Here is a 17069-nt window from a genome sequence, read left to right on the forward strand (position 1 = left end):
GTCATGGACTGTCCGGAAATCTGGACAGCGCGCGAAAGGCTGATACCCTTCCGCCACCGAAAGGCGCCGGTCAAGGCGCCGGCGGCGGGAGGGCGCGGTCGCGATCATGAGCGGCGATCTACTCGAATTCGGTGGTGAGGCGGCGATCCGCAGCCAGGCGCAGCGGACGCTGGTCACGCTGTTCGACAGCCTCTACGAGGGGGCGGTCGTCATCGATCGCGCCGGGCGCGTCGTCTGGATGAACGACAAGTACAAGGCGCTGATCGGCTGGAACGGCCTCGAACGCCTGGAAGGCCGCCCGGTCGAGGAGGTGTTGCCCGAGAGCCAGATGCGCCGGGTCGTGGAAAGCGGCAAGGCGGACCTGCTCGACATCTTCCGCATCGGCGAGCGTGACATGGTCGTCTCGCGGTTGCCCCTGTTCGACGACGGCGGGACGGTGACCGGGGCGCTCGGTGTCATTCTCTACGACCGGATCCAGGCGCTCCGGCCGATCGTCACCCGCTTCCAGACCATGCAGCGCGATCTCAACCGGGCGCGCAAGGAACTGGCCGAGCAGCGGCGCGCGAAATACAGCTTCAGCCAGTTCGTCGGGGCCTCGCGTACGGTCATCGAGCTCAAGGCCCGGGCCCGCCGGGCGGCCGCCAGCGAGGCGACGGTGCTGCTGCTCGGCGAGACCGGGACCGGCAAGGAGCTGCTGGCGCATGCGATCCACGCGACCAGTCCGCGTGCCGCCGGACCGATGGTCCGGGTCAACGCGGCGGCGATCCCCGAGGCGCTGCTCGAAGCCGAGCTGTTCGGTGCCGCGCCGGGCGCCTATACCGGCGCGGCGAAGGGCGGTCGCGTCGGCAAGTTCCAGCTTGCCGACCGGGGCACCCTGTTCCTCGACGAGGTCGGCGACATGCCGCTGTCGCTTCAGGTCAAGCTGCTCCGGGTGCTGGAGGAGAAGGAACTCGAGGCGCTCGGTTCCGACCGGCTGGTCCCGGTCGATGTGCGGGTCATCGCCGCGACCAGCCGCGACCTGCCGGCGATGGTCGAGGCCGGCGCGTTCCGCGCCGACCTGTTCTATCGCCTGAACGTGCTGCCGCTCGAGATCCCGCCGCTGCGCGAGCGGCTGGAGGACCTGCCGCTGCTTTGCGAGTCGCTGCTCGAACGCCAGTCGCACGAAAGCGGCCAGCCGCAGAAGGATATCGCCGCCGCCGCGCTTGTCCGGCTCGCCGGACATGACTGGCCCGGCAACGTGCGCGAGCTCGCCAACATCCTGCAGCAGGCGACGGCGATGAACGAGAGCCCGACGCTGCGGGTTGCCCATTTCGAGCCCTTGCTGCCGGAGCAGGGCGATGCCGGCAGGGGCGGGGCGGCACAGCCGTTCAGGCCGCTCCGCGCGCGTCTGGCCGAGGCCGAGGCGACGATCATTGCCGAGGCGCTGGCGGCAAGCGGCGGGGTCAAGACGCGGGCCGCGAAACTGCTCGGGATCAGCCGGGCGCAGCTCTACGAGAAGCTTGCCGCCTATCACATGCTGTCCGGGGATCCGGACAGTTCGGCCGATGTCCGGAAATCCGGACAGCATGAAAAGCGTAATCAAAACAGCCTGTTGCGGCGGTTCCGCGCCTGATTTGTCCGGAAAGTCGGACATTTTCCGGCCGGAGCGCGCCGGCGATCCATGCGTGATGCCGCGAAAGGCCGCGGAAACCCGGGCCTTTTCGTCGCTGGCACGGCGATTGCTAATGTTGTGGACGGGAGCTTGCCGCCGGCAATCGCAAGGACCGGACGGCGAACGTCAAGGAAGGGAACGCATCATGAAGTTCACATTTGGCGCGGCCGCCGTCGCGCTCGGCGTGCTGCTGGCCGGCGGCGCGCAGGCGGCGGATCCGATCAAGATCGCCCACGTCTATGGCAAGACGGGGCCGTACGAGGCTTATGCCAAGCAGAGCCATGTCGGCCTGATGCTCGGTCTCGAGTATGCGACCAACGGCACGATGGAGATCGGCGGCCGCAAGATCGAGGTCATCGAGAAGGACACCCAGCTGAAGCCGGACCAGGGCCGCGCCCTGCTGGCCGAGGCCTATGGCGACGACAATGTCGACCTGGCGATCGGCCCGGTATCCTCGGGCGTCGCGCTCGCCATGCTGCCGATCGCCCAGGAATACGAGAAGGTGCTGATCGTCGAGCCGGCGGTCGCCGATTCGATCACCGGCGAGAACTTCAACCGCTACATTTTCCGCACCGGGCGGAATTCCTCGCAGGACGCGATCTCCAACGCCGTCGCGATCGGCGCCAAGGGGACCTATGTCGCGACCCTGGCGCAGGACTATGCCTTCGGCCGTGACGGCGTCGCCGCCTTCAAGGAGGCGCTGGCAGGAACCGGGGCCGAGCTCGTCTTCGAGGAATATGCCCCGGCCGACACCAAGGATTTCACCGCCTCGGCGCAGCGGCTGTTCGACGCCCTGAAGGACAAGCCCGGGCGCAAGATCATCTGGGTGATCTGGGCCGGCGGCGGCAACCCGATGAGCAAGGTCAACGACCTGGAACCGTCGCGCTACGGCATCGAGCTGTCGACCGGCGGCAATATCCTGCCGGCGCTGGTCGCCTACAAGGCCTTCCCGGGCATGGAGGGCGCGACCTATTACTACTACGAGATCCCCAAGAACCCGGTGAACGACTGGCTGGTCAAGGTCCACCAGGAGCGTTACCAGGGCCCGCCGGACTTTTTCACGGCCGGCGGCATGGCCGCGGGGATCGCCGCCGTGCGGGCGATCGAGAAGGCCGGCTCGACCGACACCGAGAAGCTGATCTCGGCGATGGAGGGGATGTCCTTCGAGACCCCGAAGGGCACGATGATGTTCCGCAAGGAGGATCACCAGGCGCTGCAGTCGATGTATCATTTCAAGGTCCGCGTCGACCCGAAGGTCGACTGGGCGGTGCTTGATCTCGTGCGCGAGCTCAAGATCGAGGACATGAACATTCCGATCCGCACAAAGTAAGTCCGGGTGAACGGGCCGTGCCGGCATCGTCCGGCGCGGCCCCGCTTCGGGGCAGGCGATCCTTCCTGCCGCCGGTCGGCCGCGCATGGCGGCCGGATCCGGACGGCGCCGGGCTCGCGCAGAGCGGAGAAATGATGATGCAGGGCGACGCTGCGCTCGCGACCGAGGGGCTGACGATCCGCTTCGGCGGCCATGTCGCGGTCAACAACGTGACCTGTTCGTTCCGGCCGGGCACGCTGACCGCGATCGTCGGTCCGAACGGGGCCGGCAAGACGACCTATTTCAACCTGATTTCGGGCCAGCTCCGGGCAAGCGCCGGACGGGTGCTGCTGAACGGCCGGGACGTCACCCGCGAGGGGGCGGCCGCGCGCACGCAGGCCGGCATCGGCCGGGCCTTCCAGCTCACCAACCTGTTCCCGGAACTGAGCGTGCGCGAGAATATCCGCCTCGCCGTGCAGGCCCGCCATCGCCGCGGCCTCAACCTGCTGTCGATGGCCGAATCCCATGGCGACCTGATCGCCGAGGCGGACGGTTACCTGGAGGCGGTCTCCATGGCGCATCGGGCGGATGCCACCGTCGCCCTGCTGCCGCACGGCGACCAGCGCAAGCTCGAGGTCGGGCTGCTGCTCGCGCTCGAACCCGAGGTCATGATGTTCGACGAGCCGACCGCCGGGATGAGCGTCGACGAGGTGCCGGTGATCCTCGACCTGATCGCCCGGATCCGCGCCGAGGGGAAACGCACGGTCCTGCTGGTCGAACACAAGATGGACGTCGTGCGCTCGCTCGCCGACCGGATCGTCGTCCTGCACAACGGATACCTTGTCGCCGACGGCGATCCGGCCGAGGTCATCGCCTCGCCGATCGTGCAGGAGGCCTACCTGGGCGTCGGAGCCTCGCAACATGTCTGAGCCGCTGCTGACGCTCGACGGCGTCCATACCCATATCGGCCACTACCACATCCTCCAGGGCGTCGATTTCAGCGTGCCGCGCGGCGGCCTGACGATGCTGATCGGGCGGAACGGCGCCGGCAAGACGACGACCATGCGGACCATCATGGGGCTGTGGCGGGCGAGCCGGGGCGCGATCACGCTCGACGGCCGGGACATCACCGGCCTGGCCACGCCGGACATCGCGCAGGCGAATGTCGCCTACGTGCCCGAGGACATGGGGATCTTCTCCGATCTCACCGTCCGCGAGAACATGATCCTCGCGGCCCGCGACGGCGAGCCGAAGGACGACCGGCTGCGCTGGATCTTCAGGCTGTTCCCGGCCCTGGAGAAGTTCTGGAGCCTCGAGGCCGGCGCGCTGTCCGGCGGGCAGAAGCAGATGCTGGCGATCGCCCGGGCGATGATCGAGCCGCGCAAGCTGCTGCTCGTCGACGAGCCGACCAAGGGGCTCGCGCCGGCCATCGTCGGCGCCCTGATCGAGGCCTTCGGCGAGCTCAAGAAGACCGACACGACGATCCTGCTGGTCGAGCAGAATTTCCATTTCGCCCGCGCCCTCGGCGACGACGTCGTGGTGATGGATGACGGGCGGATCGTGCATCGCGGCCTGATGGCCGATCTCGCCGCCGACGAGGAACTGCAGCAGAACCTGCTCGGCCTCAGCCTGGAGATGCACCAGTGAGCCGCCAGGCCGCCTTGATGGGGGAGAGAACCAGATGAGCCCGGTTCCCGAACGCAGTGCCGGCACCGGCCTGTCCCACCCGCTGGTCGAGCGCCTGCGGGCCGCCGCGCCGATCCTGACCGTGCCGGTCCTGATGCTGCTGGCGCTGCCCGCGACCGGCGATCCGTCGGCCTGGGTGACGCTGACGCTCGCCGGGCTCGCCATGGGCATGATGATCTTCGTCATGGCGTCCGGCCTGACCCTCGTCTTCGGTCTGATGGACGTCCTGAACTTCGGCCATGGCGCCTTCGTCTCGATCGGCGCCTTCGTCGGCGCGAGCGTCATGCTCTGGCTCTCGGGCCTGCTCGATCCGGGCGGGGTGACGCTGCACCTGGCGGCGATCCTGCCGGCGATGATCGCGGCGATGGTGGTGACCGGAGCGCTCGGCGTCGGCTTCGAGAAGATCATCATCCGCCCGGTCTACGGCCAGCATCTGAAGCAGATCCTGATCACCATGGGTGGGCTCATCGTCGCCGAGCAGCTCATCTATGTCTTCTGGGGACCGGACGAGATCCCGCTGCCCCGGCCCGACGCGCTGCGCGGCGCACTCGTCTTCGGCGACGTCGCGGTCGAGAAGTACCGGCTCTTCGCGGTGGTTCTCGGGCTGGCGATCTTCCTCGCCATGCATCTCCTGCTGGCACGCACCAAGATCGGCCTGCTGATCCGCGCCGGCGTCGAGAACGGCGAGATGGTCGAGGCGCTCGGCTATCGCATCAAGCGGCTGTTCGTCGGCGTCTTCGTCGTCGGCTCGGCGCTCGCCGGCCTCGGCGGCGTGATGTGGGGTCTCTACCAGGAAGTGATTACCGCCCAGATGGGCATGGAGATCATGGTGCTGGTCTTCATCGTCGTCATCATCGGCGGGCTCGGCTCGGTCGAGGGCTGCTTCCTCGGCGCCCTGCTGGTCGGGCTGATGGCCAACTACACCGGCTTCCTGGTGCCCAAGCTGGCGCTCGGCTCGAACATCTTCCTCATGGTGCTCATCCTGATGTGGCGGCCTCAGGGGTTGATCCCCGTGGCCAAGCGATAGGAGGCGGGAATGGTCCGCTGGCTGCTATCCGGCGATTACCCGCGCGGTCTCGCGCTCAATCTCGGCATTGCCGCGATCGTCCTCGCACTCCTGTTCGCGCCGTTCCTGTTTCCCGGCACCCGGGCGCTGAACACGGCGGCGACGATCTGCATCTTCATCGTGCTGGTGGCGAGCTACGACCTGCTGCTCGGCTATACCGGCATCGTCTCCTTCGCGCACACCATGTTCTACGGCATCGGCGCCTACGGCGTGGCGATCCTGCTGCAGCGCTACGGCGCGAGCTGGGGCGCGGTCTTCGCCGGGCTCGGGTTCGGGCTTGCCGTCTCGGTCCTGCTCGCCTTCGTGATCGGGCTGTTCTCGCTCAGGGTGAAGGCGATCTTCTTCGCCATGGTGACGCTCGCCGTCGCCTCGGCCTTCGCGATCCTGGCGTCGCAGCTTTCCGGCCTGACCGGAGGCGAGGACGGCCTGACCTATCGCGTGCCGCGGATGCTGACGCCGGCCTTCCGCCTGATGGACGAGCAGCTCCTGGGCGTCACGATGAACGGGCGGATCATTGCCTATTACCTGGTCTTCGTGGTTTCCGCGGTGGCGTTCCTGGTCATGATGCGGATCGTCAACTCGCCGTTCGGCCGGGTTCTCGCCTCGATCCGGGAGAATGCCTTCCGGGCCGAGGCGCTCGGCGTCCGGACGGTGGTCTATCGCAGCCTGGCGAGCTGTCTCGCAGCCGGGTTCGCGACCCTTGCCGGCGCCCTGATGGCGCTCTGGCTGCGCTATACCGGTCCGGACGTGACGCTCTCCTTCACGATCATGGTCGACATCCTGCTGATGGTGGTGATCGGCGGCATGGGAACGATGTACGGTGCGATCGTCGGCGCCGCCGCCTTCATCCTGGCGCAGAACTACCTGAAGGACCTGATGGGGCACATGGCCGAGGCGACGGCCGGGATCCCGGTGCTGCCCGACCTGCTGCATCCCGACCGCTGGCTGCTCTGGCTCGGCCTACTGTTCATCCTGAGTGTCTATTTCTTTCCGACCGGCATCGTCGGGCGATTGCGAAAGTCGCGGCAGGCCTGAAGCGCCGGCCGGCGGCTATCGCCCGCCGTCGCTTCGCACTACACTCGACTTCGGTCCGGGAGGTGCCGGCGATGGCGATGACCAGGATCCCGAGGCGCAGGCTGGAACGAGGCCGGGCGGTCGATCGCGACCGGTTCGTCGTGCAGGCCTGCCGCGCCCGCAGGGTCCTGCATGTCGGCTGTGCCGACCATCCCTTCACCGAGGCAAAGTTCGAGACCGGCGACCTGCTGCACCAGAAGCTGATGGCGGTCGCCGCCGACGTCGCCGGCATCGATCGCAACCGGGCGGCGGTCGACTGGCTCGGTCAACGCGGTGTCGGCAACCTGCATGTCGCCGATGCCGAGGCCGGCGCCGAACTGGTGCAGGCGATCGGTTTCCGGCCCGAGGTGGTCGTCGCCGGCGAGATCCTCGAGCATCTCTCGCGGCCGTTCGACTTCCTGCTCGCCATGCGCGACCTGCTTTCGGACGGGGCGGAGCTGATCGTGAGCGTGCCGAACGCCTTCTGCATCGAGCGTACGCTGATGGTGCTGGTCGGGATCGAGAAGACCCATCCGGAGCATGTCGCCTACTACAGCCCCTATACCCTGCAGGAGCTGCTTCGCCGGGCCGGGCTGGCGATCGTCGAGATCGCGCCCTGCCACTATCCGACCTCGGGCCATGCGGGCGCCGGATATCGTCTCCAGCGCGCCGTCACCGAGGGCCTCCAGCAGCCGCTGCGCTGGGCCTTTCCCCATCTGGCGCCCGGCTATGTCCTGCGTGCCATCCCGGCCGCCAGTCCGCCGCCGGTCTAGGCGGGCGCCGCGCCGGTATCGGGAAAGGGATGGGCGGCGAAGGCCGGCAACGCTTCGGCCGCACGGTTCTGCGCCTCCAGCGCCGGATAACGCGCCTCGGCGAAATGCGCCGGCGGCTTGCGCTTGAGAAAGGTGACGGCGACGGACGTGATCAGATCGTCGGCGGCGAAGGTCTCGCCGAACCATGGCGCCGGCGCCGCCGCCTCCAGCCAGGCAAGGGCCGAGCCGACCTGGGTCGTCAGTCGCTCGACCGTGTCCGCGTCGCGGCTGCCGTCGGCGCGCCGGTAAAGCTCGTTGCGGAGCGCGATCGCCTTGTCGGCGAGGCCGAGGGCGACGGCGCTGCGGCGAAGCACGGCGCGGCGGCGCGGGCCCAACGGCGGCATCAGCGCCCGCTCGGGACCGGCCAGTTCATCCAGATGGTCGAGGATCATCTGGCTGTCGAACAGGAGTTCCCCGTCATCGAGCGCGAGGGCCGGCACCTTGCCGAGCGGATTGCTCTCCAGCAGGGCCGCGAAATCGCCGAAGGCCGACAGCGGGGCGTGCTCGAACTCGATGCCGTAGAGCGTCATGGTGATCGCGACGCGGCGGACGAAGGGGGAATCATATTGACCGATCAGGCGCATGGGGGTTCCTGCTCTTCCGGGGATGGCGAGGGGGCGTTCAATCGCGCGCCGGCCCGGCCCGCCCGAGGCTGCGGCGGTCGATGGCGACGCTCTTGATCATCGCCCAGACCTCGGTGCCGGGAGCGAGCGCCAGCGTGCGGATCGAACGATGGGTGACGCGGGCCCAGATGCGGGCGCCGTCGCCGGCAAGGATCTCGACATCGCCCTGCGCGCCTTCCTCGTCGTGGATCGCCACGACCCGGCCGCGAAAACGGTTGAGGATCGAGTTCGCGCCCGGTTCCTCCAGCGACAGCGAGATGTCGCGGGAACGGAGCCGGACCCGGATCTCGGCGCCGATGGCGAGGTCCATACGCGGCACGAAAAGTTCGCCGGCGGCACTGGTCAGGCGGGTCAGCCGGTCGACCGGGTCATGCTCGGCGACCCGCGCGACAAGCACCGCGCCGGCATCGTGGCGGCCGATCAGCGGGCGCAGGTCGAGCCGGCTCATGACGTCCTCGACCGGGCCATGGGTGACGATCCGGCCGCGGTCGATCAGCGCCACGTCGTCGGCGAGGCGGATGATCTCGGCCATGTTGTGGCTGACATAGACGATGGCGATCCCGAGCTGGTCGCGCAGCCGTTCGATGAAGGGCAGGATCTCGGCCCGGCGTGGCGGGTCGATATTGGCCAGCGGCTCGTCCATCAGCAGCAGGTCCGGGCTGGTCAGCAGGGCCCGGCCGATCGCCACCCGCTGGCGCTCGCCGCCGGACAGCCGGCGCGGCCGGCGTTCGAGCAGCGCCTCGATGCCGAGCAGCCCGATCACCTCGTCGAGCGAGATGCGGCGGGCGGCGGCGGGCACCAGGCCGAGCCCGTATTTCAGGTTGCCGGCGACCGTCATGTGCGGGAACAGCCGGTCCTCCTGGAAGACATAGCCAAGGCGCCGCTTCTCCGGCGCGACGTCGATGCCGCGCGCGCTGTCGAACAGCACCCTTTCGTCGATCGCGATGCGGCCGCTGTCCGGGCGGAGCAGGCCGGCGAGATGATTGATGGTCTGGGTCTTGCCGGCGCCCGAGCGGCCGAGCAGGGCGGTGATGCCGCTGCCCGCCTCGAAACGGATGTCGAGCGCGAAGTCGGGCAGGGCGCGGCGGAAGTCGACCCGGAGCATGGCGTCAGGATTCCAGCGCCCGGCCGTAGCGGCGGGCGATCAGTTCGGAGGCGGCGATGGCGGCGAAGGCGAGGATCACGGAGAGGATCGTCAGCCGCAGCGCGGCCGCCTCGCCGTCGGGGCTCTGCAGGGCCGAATAGATCGCCAGCGGCAGGGTTCGCGTCTGGCCGGGGATGTTCGAGACGAAGGTGATGGTCGCGCCGAACTCGCCGAGCGCCCGGGCGAAGGCGAGGACCACGCCGGTCAGCAGGCCGGGCACGATCAGCGGCAGCGTCACCGTGGCGAAGACCCGGAGGCGGCCGGCGCCGAGCGTGCGGGCGGCGGTCTCGAGGCGCTCGTCGACGCTTTCGAAGGACAGGCGCACGGCACGGACATAGAGCGGCAGCGCCATCACCCCGGCGGCGATGGCCGCCCCCTGCCAGCTGAACACCAGGGTGACGCCGAACAGGTCGTAAAGCGCCGCGCCGAGCGGTCCGCGCCGGCCCAGCAGGACCAGCAGCAGGTAGCCGACGACCACCGGCGGCACGACCAGCGGCAGATGGACGAGGGCGTCGAGGACCGCCTTGCCGGGAAAGTTGCGCCGGGCCAGCAGCCAGGCGAGCGCGGTGCCCGGCAGCAGCACGCCGAGCACGCTCCAGAGCGCGACCTTGAGCGAGAGCGAGAGCGCCTCGATCTCGAGCGGGGTCATGGTCGGGTGGTCGGCTCAGGCGCCATCGCCGTAGATCGCCTCAGGCGATTTCTCGACCGGGGCGATTTCCTCCAGGCCCCCGTCGGCGACGGCGCGGAAGAAGCAGCTGCGGCGGCCGGTATGGCAGGCGAGGCCGATCTGGTCGACCAGGAGGAGGATCGTGTCGCCGTCGCAGTCGATGCGGAAATCCTTCAGGTGCTGGACATGGCCGGAGCTTTCGCCCTTGCGCCAGAGCGCCTTCCGCGAGCGCGACCAGTAGCAGGCCCGGCCCTCGGTCAGGGTCGCGGCGATCGCATCGCGGTTCATCCAGGCCATCATCAGCACTTCGCCGCTGTCATGCTGCTGGGCAATCGCGGGCACGAGGCCCGCCGCGTCGAAGCGGATCTGCTCGAGAAGCGGTTCGATATCGTTCACGTCATGTCACCCGGTTCCGCCCGGCGGTCGACCCGCCTCAGAGCGCCTTGTTCAGCCGGTCGAAGCCGGCCGCGAGATCGTCCTTGAGGTCCTCGACCGATTCCAGCCCGATATGCAGGCGGACCAGCGGGCCCTCGTGCGGCCATTCGGTGGCGGTGCGCAGGCCGGCGAGCCGCGCCGGCACGGCCAGGCTCTCGTAGCCGCCCCAGGAATAACCCATGCCGAACAGTTCGAGATCATCGAGGAAGGCGGCGAGCGCAGCCTTCGGGCAGGGCTTCAGGCGGATCGAGAAGAGCCCGCTCGCGCCCTTGAAATCGCGCTGCCAGAGATCGTGCCCCGCCGAGCCCTCGAGTGCCGGATGCATGACCGCCTCGACCTCGGGCCGGGCGGCGAGCCAGCGGGCGATGTCGAGACCCGACTGGAAATGCTGGCGCAGCCGGACCGCCAGCGTGCGGATGCCGCGCTGGGCGAGGTAGACGTCGTCCGGTCCGACCGCCTGGCCGAGCAGGTCGAAGGCGCTCTGGATCGCGGGCCAGTGTTCCTCGGTCGTCGTCACGGTGCCGAGCATGATGTCGGAATGACCGCTGTAATATTTCGTGCCGGCCTGGATCGAGATGTCGACCCCGTGATCGAGCGGCTTGAAGAAATAGGGCGTGGCCCAGGTGTTGTCCATCAGCACGACCGCGCCACGCGCCTTCGCGGCCGCGGCGATCGCCGGGATGTCCTGCATCTCGAAGGTCAGCGATCCGGGCGCCTCGGTGAAGACGGCGGCCGTGTTGTCGCGCATCAGCTCGGTGATGCCGGCACCGATCGCCGGATCGTAATAGGTCGTCTCGACGCCCATGCGCGGCAGCATGTTGTCGCAGAAGCGCCGGCTCGGGCCATAGACGCTGTCGACCATCAGCAGATGGTCGCCCTGCTTGAGAACGCCGAGCAGGGCAATCGAGATGGCGGCGAGGCCGGACGGGAGCAGCGCGGTGCGATAGCCGCCTTCGAGCTCGGTCACGATGTCCTCGAAGGCGCGCGTGGTCGACGTGCCGGAACGGCCGTAATAGGTTCGCCGTTCGCCCGATAGCCGTGCCTTCGCCATCTCCTCCATGGCGGCGACGGTCGGGTAGAGGATGGTCGAGGCGTGGTAGACGGGCGGATTGACAACGCCTTCATTCTTTTCCGGATGACGGCCGGCAACGACCAGCCTAGTTTCGTCTTGCATCGTTACTCGCTCGAGTTGGTGTGACAGTAGACCCGTGCCGGTGTGATCCGGTCGGGATCCGTTTCAGCAATACCCCGCCGGCGCCCGACTGTCATGGATGATCGCACTGATGTGAAGAGTTGCGGTTCCAAGCATAGTACCGCTCGGGCTTGAGGCTCGTGACAAGTATGTGCTAGCGTCAAGTCTTGTTCAAACTAAGCATGGTTGTCAGACGGTCGGGTAAACCGGAAGTCCAAAAGACCAGCAGGGAGAGGCTACAAACATGAAATATACCAGCATTTTTGCGACCGCATCGGCGGCTGTACTGATGTCGACCGCCGCGTTCGCGGGGACGTTGGACGACGTGAAAGCAAAGGGCTTCGTCCAGTGCGGCGTGACCACCGGACTTGCCGGCTTTGCCGCGCCGAACGACAAGGGCCAGTGGGAAGGCTTTGACGTCGACTTCTGCCGCGCCATGGCGGCCGCGATCTTCGGCGATCCGGAGAAGGTCAAGTATACGCCGACCACTGCGAAGGAGCGCTTCACGGCGCTGCAGTCGGGCGAGATCGACGTGCTGGCGCGGAACACGACCTGGACCCTCAGCCGCGACGTGAGCCTCGGCTTCGAGTTCATCGGCGTCAATTTCTACGACGGCCAGGGCTTCATGATCCGCAAGGCGATGGGCGTGAAGAGCGCCAAGGAACTCGACGGCGCCTCGGTCTGCATCCAGACCGGCACGACGACCGAACTCAACCTCGCGGACTACTTCCGCTCCAACAACATGAAGTTCACCTCGGTGGTGTTCGAGACCTCCGAGCAGATCCGCACCGCCTACGAGGGCAACCGCTGCGACGTCTACACGACCGACCGGTCCGGCCTTGCCGCGCAGCGCGCCGTGCTGGCCAACCCGGACGAGCATGTGGTGCTGCCGGAAGTCATCTCGAAGGAGCCGCTCGGGCCGCTCGTCCGTCACGGCGACAACGCCTGGGGTGACCTCGCCCGCTGGACGCTGAACGCGATGATCGTCGCCGAGGAACTCGGCGTTACCTCCGCCAACGCGGCCGAGATGAAGTCCACCTCGACCAATCCCGAGGTCCGTCGCCTGCTCGGTGCGGAAGGCGATCTCGGCTCCCAGCTCAACGTGAGCAACGACTGGGCCTACAACGTCGTCACGATGGTCGGTAATTACGGCGAGGTCTTCGACCGCAACATCGGCCCGGACACGCCATTGCAGCTCGACCGCGGCATCAATGCGCTGTGGAACAAGGGCGGTATTCTCTACGCCCCGCCGATGCGCTGATCAGCGTACCGGACTGACGCAAGCAAATGGCGCATGCTCACCCGAGCATGCGCCATTCTGCTTTGAAGTCCATTCCGACGGAGGAGGTGTAGAATGGCCACTGAACTGCACGCGGTAGAGGCAGAGCGCCCGACTGCGTGGCGGGATCCGAAGATCCGCGCCATCATCTATCAGGCAATCGTCGTCATCCTTTTCGTTCTGTTTGCCGTCTATATCGTTCACAACACGGCGGTCAATCTCGAGCGCTTGGGAATTGCCTCAGGCTTCGGCTTCCTCGAGCAGACTGCCGGTTTCGATCTCCAGAACGACGTCACCGGCTACGTCACCGGCCAGGGCACCCATCTCGACGTCCTGATCTCGGGCGCGATCAACACGCTCCGGGTTGCGGCCGTCGGCATCTTCCTGGCGACCCTGCTCGGCTTTATCGTCGGCGTGTTGCGACTGTCCTCAAACTGGGTCGTCAACCGGCTGGCCTATGTCTATATCGAGATCGTGCGGAACATCCCGCTGCTGCTGCAGCTCCTCGTCTGGTACATCGTCGTCATCCTGAGCCAGCCGAATGTCCGCCAGGCGATCAATGTCGGCGACGGGGTCTATCTCTCCAATCGCGGGCTCTATGTCCCGGCCGTGGTACCGGAGGCCGGCTTCGCAGCCATTCCGATCGCGCTTGCGGTCGGTCTTGTGCTCGCCTGGGGCTTTGCCCGTTTCGCGCGCAAGCGCCAGGAGGCGACCGGCCAGATCCTGCCGGTCATCCCGGTCAATCTCGCCTTGGTCATCGGCCTTCCGGTGATCGCCGCGCTGGCGACCGGGTTGCCCTACAGCTTCGATTATCCGGAGCTCAAGGGCTTCAACTTCCAGGGCGGCTGGTGGCTGACACCCGAATTCACTGCGCTGGTGCTGGGCCTCAGCGTCTATACTGGGGCCTTCATCGCGGAAACCGTCCGGGCCGGCATCCAGTCGGTCTCGAAGGGCCAATCCGAGGCGGCCCATGCGCTCGGCATCAAGCCGAGCTGGACGATGCGGCTGGTCATCATCCCCCAGGCCCTCCGGGTGATCATTCCGCCGCTGACCAGCCAGTATCTCAACCTGACCAAGAACTCCTCGCTCGCGGTCGTGGTTGCCTACGGCGATATCGTCGCCCTGTTCTCGGGCACGTCGCTCAACCAGACCGGTCAGGCGGTCGAGATCATCGCCATCACGATGTTGTTCTACGTGACGATATCGCTGCTGATTTCGCTCTTCATGAACTGGTACAACAAGCGCATGGCGCTGGTGGAGAGGTGACGCCATGACATCGCAAGTCAAAACGGAAGCCCATCCCGACCTGCCGCCGCCGGCAACCGAGGTCGGGGTCATCGGCTGGCTGCGGCATAACCTTTTCTCCACGCCGCTCAACACGATCCTGACGCTGCTGTCGCTCTATGCGGTCTATCTGATCGTCCCGCCGGTCATCAACTGGGCCTTCCTGGATGCCAACATAGCCGGCGATTCCAAGGATGCCTGCGTCGATGGCGGGGCCTGCTGGACCTTCGTCAAGGTCCGTTTCTCGCAGTTCATGTACGGCTTCTACCCGGAATCGGAGCGCTGGCGGGTCGACCTGGTCGCGATCGCGATCATCGTTGCCTCGCTGCCGCTGTTCATTTCGGCCCTTCCCGGGCGGAAGGTCGCAGCGCTGTTCATGATCTTCGTGCTGCCGGTGCTCTGCTACGTGCTGTTCTACGGCGCGTTCGGGCTCGAGACGGTAGATACCGATCAGTGGGGCGGGCTGATGCTCACGCTGATCCTGGCCAGCGTTTCGATCGTGGTGGCGCTGCCGCTCGGCATCGTGCTGGCCCTCGGCCGGCGATCGGAGATGCCGATCGTGCGGATGCTCTGTGTCGGCTTCATCGAGCTGATCCGCGGCGTGCCGCTGATCTCGGTGCTGTTCATGTCCTCGGTCGTGCTGCCGCTGTTCCTGCCCGAAGGCACGAACTTCGACAAGCTTGTTCGCGCCCTTGTCGGTCTCTCCCTGTTTGCCGCCGCCTACATGGCGGAGGTCGTTCGCGGCGGCCTGCAGGCGATCGCGAAGGGCCAGTACGAGGCGGCCAGCGCGCTCGGCCTCAGCTACTGGAAATCGATGGCGTTCATCATCCTGCCGCAGGCGCTGAAGATCGTCATCCCGGGCATCGTGAATACCTTCATCGGGCTGTTCAAGGACACCACGCTGGTCGGCATCATCGGTCTTCTCGACCTGCTGTCGATCATCCAGTCCGCGGCGAAACATTCCAAGTGGATCGGCATGGAGACGGAAGGGTTCGTCTTCGCGGCCGTGCTCTACTGGTTCTTCTGTTTCGGCATGTCGCGCTACAGCATCCATATCGAGCACAAACTCGATACCGGCCACAAGTCCTGACGGGGGAAAGCATATGACGGACGTCAGCACCAACCAGACCGAAGCCCGCCGCGCCAGCGCGATGAGCGACGAGGTCGCGATCCAGATCGTCGGCATGCACAAGTGGTATGGCCAGTTCCACGTGCTCAAGGATATCGACCTGACGGTCGCCCGCGGCGAGCGGATCGTGATCTGCGGCCCGTCCGGTTCGGGAAAGTCGACCCTGATCCGCTGCATCAACCGGCTGGAGGAGCACCAGCGGGGCAAGATCATCGTCGACCAGACCGAACTGACCAACGACATCAAGAAGGTCGACGAGATCCGCCGCGAAGTCGGCATGGTGTTCCAGCATTTCAACCTGTTCCCGCACCTGACGGTGCTGGAAAACTGCACGCTGGCGCCGATCTGGGTCCGCAAGACCCCGAAGGCCAAGGCGGAAGAACTCGCCATGCAGTATCTGGAACGGGTGCGCATTCCGGAGCAGGCGAACAAGTTCCCCGGCCAGCTTTCCGGCGGTCAGCAGCAGCGTGTGGCGATTGCCCGCTCGCTCTGCATGAATCCCCGGATCATGCTGTTCGACGAGCCGACCTCGGCGCTCGACCCGGAGATGATCAAGGAAGTGCTGGACGTCATGATCAGCCTGGCGGAAGAGGGCATGACCATGCTCTGCGTGACCCACGAGATGGGCTTCGCCAAGACCGTCGCCGACCGCATCATCTTCATGGACGGCGGCGAGATCATCGAGCAGGCGCCGCCGGAAACCTTCTTCGACAATCCGAAGAGCGAACGGACCCGGCTGTTCCTGAGCCAGATCCTGGCCCACTGATCGGCACGGCAAACACCGGAAACGAGAGGAGGGGCCCGAATGGGCCCCTCCTTTTCCTGTCGATGGCCGGACGATGCCTCAGCTGCCGTTCCGCAATGCCTCCCAGTATTCGCTGTTCGACTTGCCGATCATGATGTCGTGATAGCTGCCGAGGCACTCGCGCAGTGTTTCCGATCCGCCCCGGGTGAGCGCGTGGCAGCGGTCATAGGTCGTCTTTGCCTTGCTTTTCGCATTGTCGCCATAACGGGCGGCGGCGGTTCCGCCGGTAACCCGGTGCCAGAGGCCGTCGCGCAGTGAAGGCTCGCCGCGGCCCTGCGGCGGCAGGGCGTTGATCATCCGGCTGGTCAGGCCGGCGGCGCCGGCATTGCCGTCCGTGCCCTCGAAATAGCGGCTGGCGATCGTCCGCCAGGGGCCGGTCGCAAGCGTCACCTCGAAATCCTCCTGCGGGTTCGGGTCGTCCGGGCGGGCGCGGGGCAGAAGCGAGACGCTCTTGCCGACGCGGATCGAGAAATCCCGGATGCCGAGCTGGCGGACGGTATCGACGTCCAGCGCGATCGCGACCGCGTTGTGGCCGCGGGCGGTCGTGATGCGGAGATGGCGCGTGCCGTCGAAGGTCATGACATTGCCGTCGTCGAGCGTGGCGATGATCTCGATACCCTCGCCGCCGGCGACGTCATAGCGCGTGCCCTCGACCGGGGAGGCGCGATGTTCCTGCAGGCAGATGCTGGTGAATTCGGCGCCGCAGAGACCCTGCGCGCATTGCGTCGGTACGGGCAGGTCGCTGGCCGCGACGGCGATGATCTGGGGCGCCGCGAGGGCGGCACCGGCGGGCAGAGAAAGGCAGAACGCGACGAGGGACGCAAGACGACGGGGGGAAACGGCCATCTCGGGGCTCCTTCCTGCGCCGGTCAGTCGCGCCGCCCGGCGCTTGCGGTATAGACGCTTCCACAGGGTTTCATTTCGCCGCGTCCCG

Annotated in this window: 17 protein-coding genes; 11 read left to right on the top strand and 6 right to left on the bottom strand. The window is 66.9% G+C overall.

The genetic code is table 11. From position 1 onward, the window contains the following. Window positions 1–106: 106 nt before the first annotated feature. The 7 genes from OCH7691_RS10780 to OCH7691_RS10810 all read left to right on the top strand — a co-directional run bounded on the left by OCH7691_RS10780 (window position 107) and on the right by OCH7691_RS10810 (window position 7538). Window positions 107–1612 carry a sigma-54 interaction domain-containing protein gene (locus OCH7691_RS10780; protein ID WP_085883365.1) on the top strand — a complete coding sequence of 502 codons (1506 nt, stop codon included), beginning with the start codon at window positions 107–109 and terminating at the stop codon, window positions 1610–1612. Window positions 1613–1796: 184 nt separating this feature from the next. After that, window positions 1797–2981 carry a substrate-binding domain-containing protein gene (locus tag OCH7691_RS10785; protein ID WP_085883366.1) on the top strand — a complete coding sequence of 395 codons (1185 nt, stop codon included), beginning with the start codon at window positions 1797–1799 and terminating at the stop codon, window positions 2979–2981. Between the two features lie 131 nt (window positions 2982–3112). Then, window positions 3113–3889: an ABC transporter ATP-binding protein gene (locus OCH7691_RS10790; protein WP_085883608.1), complete on the top strand. Its 777-nt coding sequence runs from the start codon at window positions 3113–3115 to the stop codon at window positions 3887–3889. Next, entirely contained in the window at window positions 3882–4607 is a 726-nt protein-coding gene (locus tag OCH7691_RS10795; protein ID WP_085883367.1) for an ABC transporter ATP-binding protein, read from the top strand. Before OCH7691_RS10790 ends, OCH7691_RS10795 begins: the two co-directional genes overlap by 8 nt. A 34-nt stretch (window positions 4608–4641) precedes the next feature. After that, on the top strand, window positions 4642–5673 hold the full coding sequence (locus tag OCH7691_RS10800) for a branched-chain amino acid ABC transporter permease (RefSeq protein WP_085883368.1): 1032 nt from the start codon (window positions 4642–4644) through the stop codon (window positions 5671–5673). Between the two features lie 9 nt (window positions 5674–5682). Further along, window positions 5683–6747 carry a branched-chain amino acid ABC transporter permease gene (locus tag OCH7691_RS10805; RefSeq protein WP_085883369.1) on the top strand — a complete coding sequence of 355 codons (1065 nt, stop codon included), beginning with the start codon at window positions 5683–5685 and terminating at the stop codon, window positions 6745–6747. Window positions 6748–6818: 71 nt separating this feature from the next. Beyond that, window positions 6819–7538, top strand: a complete 720-nt coding sequence (locus OCH7691_RS10810) for a class I SAM-dependent methyltransferase (RefSeq protein WP_085883370.1) — start codon at window positions 6819–6821, stop codon at window positions 7536–7538. Here OCH7691_RS10810 and OCH7691_RS10815 read toward each other — a convergent pair. Genes OCH7691_RS10815 through metC form a run of 5 tightly spaced genes read right to left on the bottom strand, consistent with a single transcriptional unit; the run spans window position 7535 to window position 11620 of the window. Then, complete coding sequence (locus tag OCH7691_RS10815) at window positions 7535–8161, bottom strand: glutathione S-transferase family protein (protein ID WP_085883371.1); 627 nt, start codon at window positions 8159–8161, stop codon at window positions 7535–7537. The genes OCH7691_RS10810 and OCH7691_RS10815 overlap by 4 nt on opposite strands. A 37-nt stretch (window positions 8162–8198) precedes the next feature. Then, window positions 8199–9305 carry a molybdenum ABC transporter ATP-binding protein gene (gene modC / locus OCH7691_RS10820; RefSeq protein ID WP_085883372.1) on the bottom strand — a complete coding sequence of 369 codons (1107 nt, stop codon included), beginning with the start codon at window positions 9303–9305 and terminating at the stop codon, window positions 8199–8201. A gap of 4 nt (window positions 9306–9309) precedes the next feature. Further along, a complete protein-coding gene (gene modB, locus OCH7691_RS10825) occupies window positions 9310–9993 on the bottom strand; it encodes a molybdate ABC transporter permease subunit (RefSeq protein WP_085883373.1) in 684 nt (227 codons plus the stop codon). A gap of 15 nt (window positions 9994–10008) precedes the next feature. Beyond that, the gene (hisI, locus tag OCH7691_RS10830) at window positions 10009–10407 is read right to left on the bottom strand and encodes a phosphoribosyl-AMP cyclohydrolase (protein ID WP_085883374.1); all 399 of its coding nucleotides are present in this window, start codon (window positions 10405–10407) and stop codon (window positions 10009–10011) included. Between the two features lie 37 nt (window positions 10408–10444). After that, a complete protein-coding gene (gene metC / locus OCH7691_RS10835) occupies window positions 10445–11620 on the bottom strand; it encodes a cystathionine beta-lyase (RefSeq protein WP_085883375.1) in 1176 nt (391 codons plus the stop codon). A 262-nt stretch (window positions 11621–11882) separates the two neighbouring features. On the opposite strand from metC, the gene OCH7691_RS10840 reads away from it, so the two are divergent. From OCH7691_RS10840 to OCH7691_RS10855, 4 genes are all read left to right on the top strand, one after another. Next, window positions 11883–12899, top strand: coding sequence for an amino acid ABC transporter substrate-binding protein (locus OCH7691_RS10840; protein WP_085883376.1), 1017 nt, complete (start codon window positions 11883–11885; stop codon window positions 12897–12899). Window positions 12900–12992: 93 nt separating this feature from the next. Next, complete coding sequence (locus OCH7691_RS10845) at window positions 12993–14183, top strand: amino acid ABC transporter permease (RefSeq protein WP_085883377.1); 1191 nt, start codon at window positions 12993–12995, stop codon at window positions 14181–14183. Window positions 14184–14187: 4 nt separating this feature from the next. Then, window positions 14188–15291 carry an amino acid ABC transporter permease gene (locus tag OCH7691_RS10850; RefSeq protein ID WP_085883378.1) on the top strand — a complete coding sequence of 368 codons (1104 nt, stop codon included), beginning with the start codon at window positions 14188–14190 and terminating at the stop codon, window positions 15289–15291. Between the two features lie 13 nt (window positions 15292–15304). Then, window positions 15305–16096: an amino acid ABC transporter ATP-binding protein gene (locus OCH7691_RS10855; protein WP_085883379.1), complete on the top strand. Its 792-nt coding sequence runs from the start codon at window positions 15305–15307 to the stop codon at window positions 16094–16096. A 78-nt stretch (window positions 16097–16174) separates the two neighbouring features. Here OCH7691_RS10855 and OCH7691_RS10860 read toward each other — a convergent pair whose 3' ends face one another. Further along, the gene (locus OCH7691_RS10860; protein WP_085883380.1) at window positions 16175–16981 is read right to left on the bottom strand and encodes a hypothetical protein; all 807 of its coding nucleotides are present in this window, start codon (window positions 16979–16981) and stop codon (window positions 16175–16177) included. Window positions 16982–17069 lie beyond the last annotated feature (88 nt).

Origin of the sequence: Oceanibacterium hippocampi (genome assembly GCF_900172325.1) — a bacterium.
Classification (GTDB): Bacteria; Pseudomonadota; Alphaproteobacteria; order Sneathiellales; family Sneathiellaceae; genus Oceanibacterium; species Oceanibacterium hippocampi.

What these genes read in the sequence shown, in the direction of transcription:
- OCH7691_RS10805 (WP_085883369.1), top strand. Translation starts at nt 5,683, where the DNA reads ATGGTCCGCTGGCTGCTATCCGGCGATTACCCGCGCGGTCTCGCGCTC.
- OCH7691_RS10810 (WP_085883370.1), top strand. Translation starts at nt 6,819, where the DNA reads ATGGCGATGACCAGGATCCCGAGGCGCAGGCTGGAACGAGGCCGGGCG.
- OCH7691_RS10855 (WP_085883379.1), top strand. Translation starts at nt 15,305, where the DNA reads ATGACGGACGTCAGCACCAACCAGACCGAAGCCCGCCGCGCCAGCGCG.
- OCH7691_RS10840 (WP_085883376.1), top strand. Translation starts at nt 11,883, where the DNA reads ATGAAATATACCAGCATTTTTGCGACCGCATCGGCGGCTGTACTGATG.
- modC (WP_085883372.1), bottom strand. Translation starts at nt 9,305, where the DNA reads ATGCTCCGGGTCGACTTCCGCCGCGCCCTGCCCGACTTCGCGCTCGAC.
- metC (WP_085883375.1), bottom strand. Translation starts at nt 11,620, where the DNA reads ATGCAAGACGAAACTAGGCTGGTCGTTGCCGGCCGTCATCCGGAAAAG.
- OCH7691_RS10860 (WP_085883380.1), bottom strand. Translation starts at nt 16,981, where the DNA reads ATGGCCGTTTCCCCCCGTCGTCTTGCGTCCCTCGTCGCGTTCTGCCTT.
- OCH7691_RS10845 (WP_085883377.1), top strand. Translation starts at nt 12,993, where the DNA reads ATGGCCACTGAACTGCACGCGGTAGAGGCAGAGCGCCCGACTGCGTGG.
- OCH7691_RS10780 (WP_085883365.1), top strand. Translation starts at nt 107, where the DNA reads ATGAGCGGCGATCTACTCGAATTCGGTGGTGAGGCGGCGATCCGCAGC.
- modB (WP_085883373.1), bottom strand. Translation starts at nt 9,993, where the DNA reads ATGACCCCGCTCGAGATCGAGGCGCTCTCGCTCTCGCTCAAGGTCGCG.
- OCH7691_RS10785 (WP_085883366.1), top strand. Translation starts at nt 1,797, where the DNA reads ATGAAGTTCACATTTGGCGCGGCCGCCGTCGCGCTCGGCGTGCTGCTG.
- OCH7691_RS10815 (WP_085883371.1), bottom strand. Translation starts at nt 8,161, where the DNA reads ATGCGCCTGATCGGTCAATATGATTCCCCCTTCGTCCGCCGCGTCGCG.
- OCH7691_RS10800 (WP_085883368.1), top strand. Translation starts at nt 4,642, where the DNA reads ATGAGCCCGGTTCCCGAACGCAGTGCCGGCACCGGCCTGTCCCACCCG.
- OCH7691_RS10850 (WP_085883378.1), top strand. Translation starts at nt 14,188, where the DNA reads ATGACATCGCAAGTCAAAACGGAAGCCCATCCCGACCTGCCGCCGCCG.
- OCH7691_RS10790 (WP_085883608.1), top strand. Translation starts at nt 3,113, where the DNA reads ATGATGATGCAGGGCGACGCTGCGCTCGCGACCGAGGGGCTGACGATC.
- OCH7691_RS10795 (WP_085883367.1), top strand. Translation starts at nt 3,882, where the DNA reads ATGTCTGAGCCGCTGCTGACGCTCGACGGCGTCCATACCCATATCGGC.